The 14,566-nt window shown below is 69.1% G+C and carries 12 protein-coding genes and 2 pseudogenes; 6 read left to right on the top strand and 8 right to left on the bottom strand.

Going from position 1 to position 14,566, the window contains the following annotated elements; all coding sequences use genetic code 11:
- Positions 1–89: 89 nt before the first annotated feature.
- Together AB0N06_RS17450 and AB0N06_RS17445 are read left to right on the top strand one after the other, a co-directional pair.
- Positions 90–572, top strand: a complete 483-nt coding sequence (locus tag AB0N06_RS17450) for a DUF456 domain-containing protein (protein WP_366135545.1) — start codon at positions 90–92, stop codon at positions 570–572.
- A 171-nt stretch (positions 573–743) separates the two neighbouring features.
- Positions 744–3,134, top strand: coding sequence for a glycoside hydrolase family 95-like protein (locus AB0N06_RS17445; RefSeq protein WP_366135544.1), 2,391 nt, complete (start codon positions 744–746; stop codon positions 3,132–3,134).
- A gap of 119 nt (positions 3,135–3,253) precedes the next feature.
- Here AB0N06_RS17445 and AB0N06_RS17440 read toward each other — a convergent pair.
- The 6 genes and pseudogenes from AB0N06_RS17440 to AB0N06_RS17415 all read right to left on the bottom strand — a co-directional run bounded on the left by AB0N06_RS17440 (position 3,254) and on the right by AB0N06_RS17415 (position 8,239).
- Positions 3,254–4,637: pseudogene (locus AB0N06_RS17440) on the bottom strand (AlkA N-terminal domain-containing protein).
- Positions 4,638–4,708: 71 nt separating this feature from the next.
- Complete coding sequence (gene rsgA / locus AB0N06_RS17435; protein WP_366135543.1) at positions 4,709–5,881, bottom strand: ribosome small subunit-dependent GTPase A; 1,173 nt, start codon at positions 5,879–5,881, stop codon at positions 4,709–4,711.
- A gap of 360 nt (positions 5,882–6,241) precedes the next feature.
- Positions 6,242–6,448, bottom strand: coding sequence for a hypothetical protein (locus tag AB0N06_RS17430; protein ID WP_366135542.1), 207 nt, complete (start codon positions 6,446–6,448; stop codon positions 6,242–6,244).
- Positions 6,449–6,567: 119 nt separating this feature from the next.
- Positions 6,568–6,858 (bottom strand): hypothetical protein, encoded by a 291-nt coding sequence (locus tag AB0N06_RS17425; protein WP_366135541.1) that lies wholly within the window; start codon positions 6,856–6,858, stop codon positions 6,568–6,570.
- 439 nt (positions 6,859–7,297) lie between these two features.
- Positions 7,298–7,531, bottom strand: coding sequence for a chaplin (locus AB0N06_RS17420; protein ID WP_366135540.1), 234 nt, complete (start codon positions 7,529–7,531; stop codon positions 7,298–7,300).
- A gap of 297 nt (positions 7,532–7,828) precedes the next feature.
- A complete protein-coding gene (locus AB0N06_RS17415; protein WP_366135539.1) occupies positions 7,829–8,239 on the bottom strand; it encodes a rodlin in 411 nt (136 codons plus the stop codon).
- Positions 8,240–8,699: 460 nt separating this feature from the next.
- Between AB0N06_RS17415 and AB0N06_RS17410 the strand changes: the two genes are divergently transcribed.
- Positions 8,700–9,527 (top strand): chaplin, encoded by an 828-nt coding sequence (locus AB0N06_RS17410; protein ID WP_366135538.1) that lies wholly within the window; start codon positions 8,700–8,702, stop codon positions 9,525–9,527.
- 223 nt (positions 9,528–9,750) lie between these two features.
- On the opposite strand, the gene AB0N06_RS17405 is transcribed toward AB0N06_RS17410, so the two are convergent.
- Positions 9,751–9,978, bottom strand: a complete 228-nt coding sequence (locus AB0N06_RS17405) for a hypothetical protein (protein WP_366135537.1) — start codon at positions 9,976–9,978, stop codon at positions 9,751–9,753.
- Positions 9,979–10,363: 385 nt separating this feature from the next.
- Between AB0N06_RS17405 and AB0N06_RS17400 the strand changes: the two genes are divergently transcribed.
- Entirely contained in the window at positions 10,364–10,702 is a 339-nt protein-coding gene (locus tag AB0N06_RS17400; protein ID WP_366135536.1) for a hypothetical protein, read from the top strand.
- 328 nt (positions 10,703–11,030) lie between these two features.
- On the opposite strand, the pseudogene AB0N06_RS17395 reads toward AB0N06_RS17400, so the two are convergent.
- Positions 11,031–11,252, bottom strand: a pseudogene (locus tag AB0N06_RS17395) (hypothetical protein); the annotation flags it as partial.
- Between the two features lie 207 nt (positions 11,253–11,459).
- On the opposite strand from AB0N06_RS17395, the gene sigJ reads away from it, so the two are divergent.
- A complete protein-coding gene (gene sigJ, locus AB0N06_RS17390) occupies positions 11,460–12,437 on the top strand; it encodes an RNA polymerase sigma factor SigJ (protein ID WP_366135535.1) in 978 nt (325 codons plus the stop codon).
- A 16-nt stretch (positions 12,438–12,453) separates the two neighbouring features.
- The gene (locus AB0N06_RS17385; RefSeq protein WP_366135534.1) at positions 12,454–14,565 is read left to right on the top strand and encodes an MMPL family transporter; all 2,112 of its coding nucleotides are present in this window, start codon (positions 12,454–12,456) and stop codon (positions 14,563–14,565) included.
- The last annotated feature ends 1 nt before the right edge of the window (position 14,566 follow it).

Below are 14,566 nucleotides of genomic sequence, written 5' to 3'. Positions count from 1 at the left end.
CCTCATCACCCCCTCTGAGCTGCGTCGACGGCGTCCGCCCCGAGCCTTGCTGACGGGCGGAACCTGCCGGGCTCCGGCAGGCTGGTGAGATGGGTGTGTGGCAGCTCATCGCCGTTGGCCTGGTCATGCTGCTCGGCCTGGTCGGCGTGCTGGTGCCCGGGGTGCCCGGCCAGGCGATCGTCTGGGCCGCCGTGCTCTGGTGGGCGCTCACCGACAGGAGCCCGGCCGCCTGGGGCGTACTCATAGGCGCCACCGCACTGCTCTTGCTGAACCAGGCGCTGAAACCGCTGCTGCGGCCACGCCGCCCGCAGGAGGCCGGGGCGCCGCGCAAAACGCTGATGCTGGGCGGGATCGCCGGGATCGTGGGCTTTTTCGTGGTGCCCGTGGTGGGCGGGATCCTGGGATACATCGGGGCGATCTACGGCGCGGAACGCCTGCGGCTCGGCAGCGGCGGAGCGGCGCGGGCCTCGCTCCGTTCGGTGATGCGGGCCACCGGCTACTCCGTACTCGTCGAGCTGTTCGCGTGTCTGCTGGTGACGGGGGTGTGGCTGGGAACGGTGCTCTGGGGCTGACCGCCCGACCGCCCCCTTTCCCTTGACCGCCAGCGTGGATTCCAACCAGATAGACGGAAACACATCGGATCTCTCCCGGGCTATTGACGCCCAGGCGCCCCTTGCTTACCTTCCGTGAAGGAATAGCTCGGATGAATTGATGCGCCTGTGTACGAGCCGCCAGGAGACGCCTTGCCCACTGCACCGGATCCTTCCCGCACGCCCGGCACCGCCCCCTCGTCGCCGTCCCCCTCCCGAAGAACTGTTCTCGCCACCGGTACCGCGCTCGGCGGCGCGCTGGTGGTGGGCGGCGCAGCCGTCCCCGCCCAGGCCGCCGCCCCGGCCACCGCGCCTGCCGCCTCCCCCGCGCCCGTCGTGCACTCCCCCACTGACAGCTGGCGCACCGTCCTCGACGACGCCGACCTGCTCTGGCAGAAACTGCCGACTACCTGGTACGAGGGCCCGTATCTGGGCAACGGACGCCTCGGCTCCGGCATCTACGCCGAACCGGGCGCCACGACCACGGCCGTCCGTTTCAACGTCCAGCACTCCGAGGTCCAGGACCACCGCCCCGAGTTCGGCTCCCTCTTCGGCCTCGCCCGCCTGCCGATCGGGCACTTCACCCTGGAACCGGCCGGCACCATCACCGGCATCGAGTGGTGGATGCGGCTGCGCACCGCCGAACTCGAAGGCACGATCACCACCACCGCGGGCACCCTGAAGCTGCGCGCCTTCGTCCACTCCTCCAGCGATCTGCTGGCCGTCGACATCACCCCGAGCGAGGGCGAGCAGGGCTTCCGCTGGGTCTTCCACCCGGCCGATGCCATCAGCCCGCGAGCCGGCTTCCAGAAGCCTCCCGCCGGCTACACCGGCAATCCGCCCGCCACCGTCGAGGAACACGGGGGATCATCGACCGCCGTCCAGCCGCTGCTGGCGGGCGGCGAGCATGTCACCGCCTGGCGTGAGGTCACCCGCGGCGGGGCACGCACCCTTTACGTCACGGTCACGCACTCCCACCCGAAGGCGACGGCCCGCGACCGTGCGCTGCGCCACGTGAGGACCGCGGCCGACCTCCCGTACGGCCTGCTCGTCGGACCGCATCACCTCTGGTGGGACCGGTACTACCGAAAGAGCTTCCTGTCGCTCCCGGACGCCCGGATGCAGCGCTTCTACTGGATCCAGCTGTACAAGACGGCATCGGCGGCGCGTAAGGACGCGCCCGTGATGGCCACTTCCGGTCCCTGGCTCGAACCCACTCCCTGGCCCAACACCTGGTGGAACCTCAACGCCCAGCTGGAGTACTGGCTGATCCATGGCTCCAACCACCTGGAGCTCGACGCGATCACCCGGTCGCTGAGCGAATTCCGCGACAACCTCGCCAAGGAAGTGGCCACCCCCTACCGAGCCGATTCGGCCGGACTGCCACGCACCACGGACCCGCACCTGATCAATGGCGGTGCCACCGCCCCCGTCCTCGGCTACGGCGTCGGCATTCCCGGCCAGAACCCTCCCACCCCCGAGGTCGGCAACCTCACCTGGGCGCTGCACAACGTGTGGCTGTCCTACCGGCACACCATGGACGAGTCGATCCTGCGCGACACGCTGTTCCCGCTCCTGCGCAAGGCCGTCAACTACTACCTGCACTTCCTGACGCCCGGCGCGGACGGCAGGCTGCATCTCCCGGCGACGTTCTCGCCCGAGTACGGCGTCAACGCACCGGACTGCAACTACGACCTGATGCTGCTGCGCTGGGGATGCCGCACTCTGCTGGACTCGGCGAAGCAGCTCGGCGTCGACGACCCGCTGACCGCGCGCTGGCAGGAGGTACTGGCCAAACTCGCTCCGTACCCGGTCGACGCCAACGGGTTCATGATCGGCGCCGGTGTCCCGTTCGCGAAGTCGCACCGCCACTACTCGCACATGCTCGCCGTCTACCCGCTGTACGAGCTGACGGGGGCGACGGCCGACGAGCGCGACCTGATCGAGAAGTCCCTCGCCCACTGGGTCGGCTTCGAGGGCGCCCTGCAGGGCTACACCTTCACCGGCGCCGCCTCCATGTCGGCCCTCCTCGGCAAGGGCGAGGACGCGCTGAAGTACCTCGGTCAGCTGATGAGCCGGTTCATCCAGGCGAACACCATGTACAAGGAGTCGGGCCCGGTCATCGAGACCCCGCTCTCCGCGGCCCAGTCACTGCACGACATGGTGTGCCAGTCCTGGGGCGGCACGATCAGGGTCTTCCCCGCGCTGCCCGCCGCCTGGCGGGAGCTGACCGTCCATGACTTCCGCACCCAGGGCGCGTTCCTGCTCAGCGCGGTACGGGAGGAAGGCCGCACCCGCTGGGTCCGGCTGACCAGCGAGGCCGGCGCCCCCTGCGTCGTACGCCACGGCATCGAGGGCCCGATCGAGATCCGAGACCGTCACGGACGGCCGCTGCGGTACGAGGAGGTAGCGGACGGCACGGTCCGGATCGAGCTCCGCAAGGGCGACTCGGCGCTCATCACGGCCGAGGGCGACCGCCCGGACCTGACGATCCGCCCGGTCACCCCGAACGCCTCCGCGCCACGCTGGGGCCTGCCGGTCTGAGTCCGGCCCCGGCCGCAGGCCACAGTTCGTGGGATCACATCGTCCGATGCGCCGGACGATGTGATCCCCCCGAAGAGGATTCACAGCAGGGGCCTCGAAGAAGAGGCCTGACGTTCGGATCAGGCCGATCCGGCATGATCCGAAGGCAGTCCCTGGAGCTCCAGGTGGCGCACGGCGTACGAACGCCAGGGCCGCCACCGCTGCGCCTCGGGGCGTCCGTCCGGATCCACATCGGGGTCACCGAGCGCCCGCATCCTGATCAGCGCCGCGGCTGCCGGGCCGATCCCCGGCAGCCGCACCAGCGCACGCTCGGCCTCCTCGCGGTCCGCCCCGGCGTCGAGCCGTACGTCCCCTTCCGCCAGCGCGGCCGCCAGCGCCTGCAGCGCCGGCGCCTCCGCCTCTCCTGCCAGCACTCCCGGCTCAGGGAACACATGCGTCAGCCCTCCGCAGGGCACGTCCAGAACCTTCCCGTACGTCTCCACGAGCCGCTCCGCCGCGTCCCGTCCCACCAGCGTCCGTACCGCGAACTCCTCCGGGTCCGCCGCCCCCGGCGACCGCAGCCCCGGCCGGGCGGCGACGCGCGGTGCCAGCAGCGGGTCGGCACCGAGCCGCTCGTCGACGGCATACGGATCGGCGTCCAGGTCGAAGAGGCGCCGCAGCCGCTGCACCGCCGTCGTCAGGTCGCGCAGATCGGTGAGGTGGATCCGGGCGTCCAGCCACGCCCCCGCGGACCGCTCGTCGACGGCGACCATGCCCGTCCCGTACGGCAGCCGCAGGGTGCGCCGGGCAGGTACGGGCGCCGGGCTTGCCGCTGACCTCCTCGATCCGGGCGACGGTCTCACCGGCCAGCAGATCGAAGACCTCCCGGGCGGCGTACGGCCCGCGGTGGGCGAGCCGGAGCGGGACCCCGGTCGTGCGCGCCTCCCGTACCGCCGCGCCCAGCCCGGTACCGGCCTCGGCCCGCAGTGCGCTCGGCGTACGGGCGTAGATCTGTCGGATCGTGTCGTTGAACTGGCGCACGCTGGCGAAGCCCGACGCGAACCCGATCTCGGTGACAGGCAGCCCGGTCGTCTGGAGCAGCACCCGTGCGGTGTGCGCGCGCTGGGCACGGGCGAGGGCGACGGGTCCGGCGCCCAGCTCGGCGTTGAGCTGCCGCTGCACCTGGCGCGAGCTGTAGCCGAGCCGGTGGGCAAGACCGGGAACGCCTTCCCGGTCGACCACGCCGTCGCCGATCATTCGCATGGCGCGGCCGACGACATCGGCGCGTACGTCCCATTCCGCGGACCCCGGGACGGCGTCCGGGCGGCATCGTCTGCAGGCCCGGAAGCCATGGCCCTGGGCGGCGGCTGCGGTCGGGTAGAAGCGGACGTTCTTCCGCTTGGGGGTGACGGCAGGGCAGCTCGGCCGGCAATAGATGCCGGTGGTCTCGACGGCGAAGAAGAACTCCCCGTCGAAACGCGCGTCGCGGCTGCTCACCGCCTCGTACCTGGTCTGTTCGTCCATCACACCGCCCAGTGTGCGCCACCCCCCAGTGGCGCACTCGCGGTTTTCGGACGTGGACTCGGCCCCGTGCGCTACCGCAGCCGGCCCCGCTTGGCGTCCATGGCCGCCCGGCCCTCGGCCCCCTTGCGCTTCCACTCGCGGCGGATCTCGGACCGTACCCGGGCATCGGTCTTGGCGACGATGCGCTGGTTCTCGCGGAGCAGCTTGCGGTAGCTGTCGAGGCGCCGCTCGGGCAGCGCGCCGTCCTCGATGGCCGCGAGCACTGCGCAGCCGGGCTCGGACTCATGGTGGCAGTCCTGGAAGCGGCACTCCCGGGCCAGGTCCTCCACGTCCGAGAAGACCTGTCCGACACCGGCCTCCGCGTCCCAGAGACCGACCCCGCGCAGCCCGGGGGTGTCGATGAGGACGCCCCCGGAGGGCAGGACCAGCAGGTTGCGGGTCGTGGTGGTGTGCCGGCCCTTGCCGTCGACGTCACGGGCTGCCTGGACAGCCATCACGTCGTCGCCGAGCAGGGCGTTGGCAAGCGTGGACTTGCCGGCGCCGGACACCCCGAGCAGCACACTCGTACCGCCGGAGACAATGGCGCCGAGCACGTCGAGCCCCTCCCCGGTGGCGGAGCTGACGGGCAGCACCTGCACACCGGGGGCGACGGTCTCGATGTCCTGGACGAGGTACGCCAGCGTGGCGGTGTCGGGCACCAGGTCCGCCTTGGTCAGAACCACCAGCGGCTGAGCGGCGCCGTCCTGCGCGGACGCCCCGTCCCGCAGCAGTGCGTCACCGCTGGAACTGGACATGGCGAGCGCCAGAAAGCGTTCCACCCGCCCCAGGTCGAGCTCCACGGCGAGCGAGACGCAGATGGCGATGTGGTCGACGTTGGTCGCGAGGACCTGTCCCTCGGACCGCTTCGACGACGTCGAGCGCACGAAGGCGGTACGCCGTGGCAGCAGCGTCCGTACGAACTGCGGATCACCGTCGGGGTCGACGGCGACCCAGTCGCCCGTGCAGACGATCCGCATCGGGTCGCGCGGCACCACGAACGCGGTGTCGGCGCGCACGGTGCCGTCGGGGGTGACGACATCGCACTGACCGCGGTCCACCCGCACCACCCGACCGGGCAGCAGTCCCTGTTCGGCGTGGGGAGCGAACTCGGCGGCCCAGTCGTCGTCCCAGCCGTACGGTGCCAGCGGATGCGACGCGGACGGGCCGACGAGGGAGGAGAGCGGGGAAAGCGAGGAGAAAGACAAGGGAAACCCTTCAAAGGGTGGCCCCGGCGACGCGCACACGGGCGCGTGGAGGTTACGGAGAAGGTCAGCCGGCGACCACGGGAGTGAGAACGATGCTCTTCGGGTTGTGGGCAGCGCCCACTGCGGCGACAGTCATCAATGTCCTCACCTCCTGGTCCAAGCACGGGGCCGACACCGGCGGTTCATGCCCGCCGTCCGGAACGCTGCACACGATAGCCCGGGACCGCCCGACGGCGTCAACACATTTTTGATCCGCACGCGTCGATGCCCACCCCCCGTCGAGCGGTGGGCATCGGCGCATGCGGTCCCGTACGGACACGGGAGTTCGAGCGGTCCGGTCACACGGGTTCTATCCGGAGGTCATTCACCGATGTCCTCGCAGGAGGTGCGCGCGGCGGGCACGAGTCCGTCCGCGCGGGTCGGACCCGGCTCGGGACGCGGTGCCCGGTCCCGGTCCCGGCCTCGCCGGGCCGCCTGCCATTCGGCGAGCAAGCGGTCATAGATCGGGGTGTCGTCCTCCGTGTGCCGGTGCAGGCCCCACGGGCGTTGGCTGTCGTACTGGTCCATGGGACGCCTGTACCCGGTTCGACGGGTTACGGCCGCCGCCACTGCGGCAATCGGCCCAGTACTCCCCTCCAACGAGGGTTTCGAGAAGCTGCCCCTGTGCCGGTCGGTCTTACGACGGATCAGCCGCCGAGAGGCACGCTGCCGCGCAGCGGCGCAGCGTCCTGGGCCGCTGCGGCCGCCTGACCGGCGACCTCGGTGACGGTGCCCTTCTTCTGCACCGGGTCGGTGGCGCCGCTGACGGTCTCGACGACCGGGTCGACACCCTGTGGCGCCGCCTCCAGCACCTGGTTGACGCCACTGTCGAGACTGAAACCGGGCGCCGCAGCGGTGGTAACGGCGAAGGCGGGAGCAGTCGTTCCGAGAGCAACCACGGAACCGGTCACGAACGCAGCTGTCTTCGCGTACTTCACTTTTCGGGTTCCCTTCTACGGCGGCATCTGTTTCGGTCGCGTCCCCGCACCGCACAGGCCTTCTTTACCTGTGACTTCTGCCGCTTTCGCCCTGGGTAATGATCCGGTTCCGGCCGGGCAACTGCGCGGTCTCCTTTTTCTGCCGGAACACTCAATCGATTGCATGACTAATCACCGGAACGGGTGTTGTACGGGTTCCGGGGGCGGAATCAGTGGTGCACTGTCAGGTGCTCCGTTCTGCGCAGCTGTCCCGGTGTCAGCCTCCAGCCGCCGGCGCTCCGCGCCCCGGGCCGGTGGAATGTCTCCGGTCGTTCCGCCGCATCCGGGCAGTACCGCGCACCTCCGGGACGGAGAACGCAGAAAAAGAGGAACGCCCCGGATCGCAGGAGGTGCGATCCGGGGCGAACCGGACATGAGCACGGGGCTCGGCCGACAGCGGTCAGCTGTTGGCGCAGGCGTTGCCGGACGCGGGGTTCAGCCCACCGATCACGCTCACGGTGTTGCCGCAGGCATTGACCGGAATGTGAATCGGAAGCTGGATGACGTTGCCAGAAATAACGCCCGGAGAGTTGAGAGCGGAGCCAGCGGCACCGGTGTCGGCGAAGGCGGGCGTAGCGGCACCGATCGCCATCAGCGTTCCGGCGGCGACGGCAGCAGCCTTGGTGTACTTCACTTTCGTCCCTTTCTTTGACGGAGTCCGGAGCGGCCACGACTTTCGTGCCGCACGAGCGCTGTCCTGATCGCTCGTAACTCCGCCACTGTAATTCGTAACGATGTAAGTCCGTGCGCGAAACTCTTCAGGGAAAGAATTCTCGGAAATCCGCCCGAATGACGTAATCCCCCGATCGCCCGCCACCACCGCCGGAATCTTCCGGAATCTCCGCTACCCCGAGATTGCCGCGGGCAGCAGCAGACCCGGACCGCGCAGAGGAGGAACGCCGGCGGCCCGGGCCAGTTCGGTGCGGCTGGATCAATGGGTGGAAGCGCCGTCGCCGGAGAGCACCGGGATGGTGTCCCGGATGTGCGACAGGGGCTCGTCACCCTTGGCCTGGGTGGAGTTCTCGGTGCACTGCTGGTTCTGCGGCGAGGACAGGACGCTGACGTCCTGGACCGCGACCGGGGCGACACCGAGCAGCGAACCGGCGTTGACCTTGGCCGGGAGGCCGGCACAAGGCTTCTTCAGACTGCCCTGGACCAGGCCGAACTGCGGGCTCCAGTCACCACGGGTCTCGGAGTCACCGAAGGACTGCGAGGCGCCGTTGCCGTTGACCGAGGAGGTGCAGGTGCCATTGCCGATGGCCATCGCCTGCGGAGCGCGCGTGGCCGAGATGCCGGCAGTGGAGGCGGCGACGGCGCCCGTAGCCAGAACCATCTTGATCACGATGAACCCCTTCCCGCACTTGACGCCCCACGCCGGAACGCACCCTGCCCAACTCGGCGCAGGGCGTTTGGTTCTGTTCATTCACCCGAATGTCAGGAAGCCACGGACACCCGTACGAGAGCACGCCCAGAAACCCGCGGTTCCGCCTGAACAACCGGCTGGAGAACACGCGTGCGTCACCCGTCCGGGTGGTCACACAATTCCCGTGGACTTTCGAGTTTCCTTCACCAATTCCCCATCGTTACGACTGTCGACAAGCGCACTTCCGGAACGCGTCCGGCAGAGATTCGCCGATTCTGCCGTGACGCGACCACCGCTTGCCGAACACGGACATGGAGAACCGTCCGGGCGGCAGCCCCGGGCGGTAACTGCCACCGCCTAGTGAAAGAAATGCGGGCATTCCGCCCGCGCACGATGTCCTAAGAAGGGGCAACTAATGCGAAAAGCCTTGAGTAAAAGCATGATCGTCATGGCGGCGGCGTCAGGAATCCTGACCGCGGCCGGCGGCTACGCGTTCGCGGATGCCTCGGCCGACGGGACGGCCACCGATTCGCCGGGCGTCGGCTCCGGCAATGCCGTGCAGGTGCCGGTGCACGTTCCCGTCAACCTCTGCGGCAACACAGTCAATGTGGTCGGGCTACTGAACCCGGCCTTCGGTAATGAGTGCGAGAACACCGACAGCGGTCCGGACGACAACGGGACCCGGGGCGCGAGCGCCAAGGGTTCAACCAGCGACTCCCCCGGGGTGCTGTCAGGGAACCTGATCCAGGCTCCTGTCGATATCCCGGTCAATGCCTGCGGCAACTCCGTCGATGTCGTCGGTGCGCTGAATCCCGCGTCCGGCAACGGGTGCTCCCATACGCACCGGCCGTCAACGTCATTGCCGCCCACCACCGTTCCCCCCGTCACGGTGCCGCCCGTCACCGTTCCCCCCGTCACCGTTCCCCCCGTCACCGTGCCGCCCGTCACCGTGCCGCCCGTCACCGTTCCCCCCATCACGGTGCCGCCCGTCACCGTGCCCCCCATCACGGTGCCGCCCATCACCGTGCCCCCCATCACGGTTCCCCCCGTCACCCCGCCGACCACCACCGTGCCCCCGACCACCACCGTGCCCCCGACCACCACCGTGCCCGTCACCGATACGACAGTGCCGCGCACCCCGCATGTCCCCGGCTCGCAGCTGGCCCACACCGGCGCCGCCGACCTCGGCCTGGCGGCCGGAGCGAGCGCCGCCCTGCTGCTCGGCGGCGCGGTGCTGATGCGTCGCGCCCGCGCCGGACAGAAGTGACGTAACCGCTGGATCGCGGACAGGTCCGGTAGGACAGCCTCGGCTGTCCTACCGGACCTGTTTCCGTAACACCGACCGGCACATGGGGGCACGCGGCGGGCGATCCTCGCGGTATCCGCGGCGTCCAGACAGCGCATCGGCGGACTCGAGGGCGGAGCCGAGCCGAAGGCCGCATGCAGGGCGGACCGAGCCGAAGGCCGCGCAACCCCGTCACTGGCGCCCCTCACGCGGAGACGGCGCCCCCCATCACGGCGGCAACCGCCATCCGCACAGCCCGCCCCGTCTCCGCCGCCGCGTCGTCCCCCGACTCGATCGCCGTCGTGGCGGCATTGAAGATCCCCTGAAGCAGCAATGCCGTACGCCGCGGATCGTCATCCCCCAGCTCCGCCGGCGCACCTGTCAGCGGAGTGAGCAGCTCCCGGTGCGCCTGCGCCGCGCTCTCCCTCACCACGTCCGCTCCTCGCCGCAGCCGTCGGGCTGCTGGTCGGTGGGCAGGTGCCGTTCAGCCTGCCCACCGCCACGGTCGCCGTCACCATGGCCGCCTTTGCCGCCTGGGGCCGCTTCGGCCCGGCGCCCTTCACCGGCTGACCCACGGGGTCGACTGCCGCCGTCGGCGCGGTGCGGTGCCGAAGTGCCGCTCATCGCGCCGGGGCCGGCGCCCACGCGCCAGGGTCTGCCGTCAAACTCGCTCCTGCTCCACGGGCGACGACCGGATCTGTCCGGGGAGTTGTCGCCGCCGAGATCGGCGGTGGCGGTCGCCAGGGTGACGCGGGCGTGGTCGAGTTCCCGTGTAATGAATCTTCAATTCGTTCTGTCTCTATAGAAAGATCACTGGCATGGAGATCCTTCGGTACACATTCCTTGTCTTCCACCTCTTCGGGTTCGCCGCGCTCCTGGGTGGCATCTTCTTCCAGCTGCGAGGGAAGGACCCGGTGACTGGCAGTTACATGGTGAGCAGCACGGTCGTTCAGCTGGTCACGGGTGCGGGACTCATCTGGACCCGAATATCCCTGGACCTTCCGGTGCCTCACGCGAAGATGGGGGTAAAACTGGCCTTGGACGTCCTGGTGGCGGTGACAGCACTGGTGGGCATGCGCAACAAGCAACCATGGGCCTTCTATGCCGTGGGGACGTTCACAGCGGCCGCAGCCATCGTGGCCGTCGCATGGAAGTAGCCTCCCCAGCAGGCCCGAGCCCGCATCCGCACCACGAACACACCTCAGAGGGCATGTGACCTAGGCGAATTGCCCTTTCTGTCCTAGTAGGTTCCTCGCCAAGCGCATAACGGATGAAACAACATCCACCTGCCGAGGTACTTACTAGGGCACAAGGCGCAATTCACCTACACCAAATGCTTTCTGAGAGACAGTTCAATGTAGACACGGAGCGACGAGCCTCATCCGACACTCGCTGCCGGAGCTGCCGCGATCTCTGTGTCCCGCCCCCGCCGGTCGGCGGGCTTCCTGGAGTGCAACAGCCCGACCCGGCCGGCAGATGCGGCGCTCACTCCTCCTGCCCGTCGTCGTCATCGTCGAGGTCAGCAGTGTCCGGGTCGCGCAGATGCCGCAGCCCCTGGACTGGCTGGGAGGCGGTAAAGCTGTAGCGGCCCAGGCAGTTGAGGTTCTTGTGCTTGAGCGGGGACAGGTGGGCGATGTCCTCGTCCCGGCGCGTCATCCATAGCACCACGGCGTTCAGCACGAGCCCCAGCGCCCCGAGCTGGTCCTCCCAGCAATCAATAGCTGCTACCGCGGTGGGACGCCTCGCACACACCGGCAGAGGAGCACGGGGGTCACGACGACCAGCCGGTAGGACGTCACAGGTGACATTGCAGGCCATTGATGTGATGTAGATCGCATTTCGGTGGTGGATGTCACACTCCGCGTGCCGTGGTCGCTCTCATTTCGCAATGCACCCGCGACGGAAGGCCCCACGATGTACCACCCCCCGCCGGACTCCCAGGCCGCCTCATGCGAAGGCAGCCCGCAGGAGGCGGCGTCAGATCCGGTGGCGAACACCGCGACACAGATGTTCCACGACCACCGTGAGCTGCTGTTCTCCATCGTCTACAACATGCTCGGCAGCGTCGCCGACACCGAGGACGTGTTGCAGGAGACGTGGCTGTCGTGGACGGCCAGAAACCAGGCGCCGAGCGCGGAGCCGATCGGCAACCCGCGCGCCTACCTGGTGCGGATCGCGGTGAACCGGGCCCTGGCCCACCAGGCCACCATCAGTCGTCGCCGTGAAACCTACGTCGGGCCATGGCTGCCTGAACCGCTCGTCAGCCCCCTCACCGACATGTCCGTCCCCGGCAATGCCGCTGACGCGGCAGTGCACGCCGAGTCGGTGTCGATGGCGCTGCTGGTGATCCTGGAAACCCTCACCCCCCTGGAACGCGGGGTGTTCGTCCTGCACGAGGTGTTCGGCTACGCCCACACCGAGATCGCAGAAATCCTCGGCCGCAGCCCCTCGGCGATTCGCCAGCTCGCCCATCGCGCCCGCGAGCACGTCCATGCCCGACGCCCCCGCTGCGAGCCCGACCCGCACGTCCAGCAGCAGGTGACCGAACGGTTCCTCGCCGCCGCGCTCGGCGGCGACCTGGACGCCCTCCTGCAGACCCTGGCGCCGGACGTGACCCTGTGGGGTGACGCCGGAGGCAAGGGCAGGGCGCCGGCGGGCCAGCGACCGCTCCACGGCCGGGACAAGGTCGCGCGCCTGCTCGCCGCAGCCGCCCCCCACTCCGGCAAGGGCCTCGACATCGCCTACCGCAGCGTCAACGGCGACCCGTCAGCACTGCTGTTCGCCGGCGACACCCTCTACGCCGTCCTCGTCCTCGACCTCACTCCGGACGGCGACCAGGTGAGCGGGATCTACGTCGTCGCCAATCCCGACAAGCTCTCTCACGTCGACTGAACGCCGAGGAATCCACATGGTGCGCAAAATGGCGGCCCTGCCCAGTGGCAGGGTGGCGAAATGGGTCATTCTCGCCCTCTGGGTGGCCCTGCTGGTCCCGGCCCTCATGCTGGCCGGCAAGCTCGGCGACGTCGAGGAGAACGACAATTCGGCCTGGCTGCCCAGTAACGCGGAGTCGACCAAGGTCGTCGACCGAGCCGAGAAGTTCCAGCCTGCCGATACCCTGCCGGCGATTGTGGTCTACGACCGGCCCGAGGGCATCACCGATGCCGACATGGCCAAGGCCCGTGCCGACGTCGAAGCCTTCAAGGGGATCGAAAACGTCGTGGGGCAGCCACAGGGCCCGTTGAAGGCCCAGGACGGCCAGGCCATCCAGACCGTGGTCCAGGTTCACAAGGACAAGTCGGGCTGGGAGGGGATCGGCAAGGTCGTCGACGCGATGGCCGAGGTCGGCGAAGAGAACGCGGGCGGCCTCGGGTTCCACGTCACCGGACCGGCCGGTTACGCATCCGACTCGATCAAGGCCTTCAGTGGAGGCGGCGGCCTGACAACGATCACCGCGTTGGTGGTGGTCGTGATCCTGCTGTTCACGTACCGCAGCCCGTTGCTGCCACTGCTGCCCCTGCTGACCGTGGGCGTCGCCCTGGTCACGTCGGAAGCGGTGATCTATCTGCTGGCGAAGAACGCCGGACTCACCGTCAACAAGCAGACCAGCTTCATCCTGACCGTGCTGGTGTTCGGCGCCGCCACCGACTACGCACTCCTGCTCATCTCGCGATACCGGGAGGAGTTGGGGCGGCACGAGGACCGGCACGAGGCGATGGCGGAGGCCCTGCACCGCTCCAGTCCCGCGATCATCGCCAGCGCCGCGACCGTCGCGGTCAGCCTGATGCTGCTGATGCTGGCCACCCTCAATTCCACCAAGGGGCTCGGGCCGGCCTGTGCCGTGGGCATCCTCGTCGGGCTGCTCGCCATGGTCACCCTGATGCCGGCCCTGCTGGTCATCTGCGGCCGCTGGATCTTCTGGCCGGTGAAGCCGTCGTACGGATCGGCGGTGGCGACCGACAAGGGCCTCTGGACCCGGGTCGGCACCGCCGTCTCCGGCCGACCGCGGATCGTATGGATCGGCACCGCGCTCGTCCTCGGCGTCATGGCGATCGGGGTGTTCGGGCTCAAGGCCGACGGCCTCTCCGCCCCGGACCAGTTCACCAACAAGCCGCAGATGGCCGTCGGCGAGGAGATCCAGTCCAGGCACTTCCCGGCCGGGTCGGGCGACCCCATCTACGTCGTGACCAAGGCCGCCTCGGCGGAGCAGGTGAAGACCGCGCTGTCCGGCGTCCCAGGAGTCGCTGACGTCTCGGCGCCGATGGTCAAGGGTGGTGACGCCATATTGCTCGGGGAGCTCAAGGACGACCCCAGCAGCACGGCCGCGATGCGCACCGTCGAGCGGGTCAGAACCGCGGTCCACAGGATCGAGGGGGCGGATGCCCGAGTCGGCGGCAACACGGCGATCGCTCTCGACGCGCAAGAAGCGGCCGCCCGCGACTCCAAGGTGATCATCCCCATCGTGCTGGTCGTGGTGTTCCTGATCCTCACGCTGCTGCTGCGGGCGATCGTCGCCCCGCTGCTGCTCATGGCGACGGTGGTGCTGTCCTTCGCAGCGGCCCTTGGCGTGAGCAGCCTGATGTTCAACCACGTGTTCCACTTCGCCGGGGCGGAAGCCTCCTTCCCGCTTCTGACGTTCGTGTTCCTGGTCGCCCTGGGCATCGACTACAACATCTTCCTGGTCACCCGGGTGCGCGAAGTGACAGTGCTGCAGGGCACCCGGCGGGGCGCGCTCCTGGGCCTGTCCACCACCGGGGGTGTGATCACCTCAGCGGGTCTGGTGCTGGCCGGTACATTCGCGGCGATGGCCTCGCTGCCACTGGTGTTCGCGGCCGAGCTCGGATTCGCGGTGGCGTTCGGCGTGCTGCTGGACACCATGATCGTCCGCTCGGTGCTGGTCACCGCGCTGACCCTGGACGTGGGTCGGTGGATGTGGTGGCCCAGCAAACTGTTCAGGCATCACGACGCCCCCCAGTCGCCAGTGGTCGAGCCCAGCCTCGAACCCGCTCTCAGGGGTATGTGAC

Origin of the sequence: Streptomyces sp. NPDC051020, from assembly GCF_040683105.1 — a bacterium.
Classification (GTDB): Bacteria; Actinomycetota; Actinomycetes; order Streptomycetales; family Streptomycetaceae; genus Streptomyces.
This window is presented reverse-complemented; position numbering and strand designations above follow the sequence as displayed.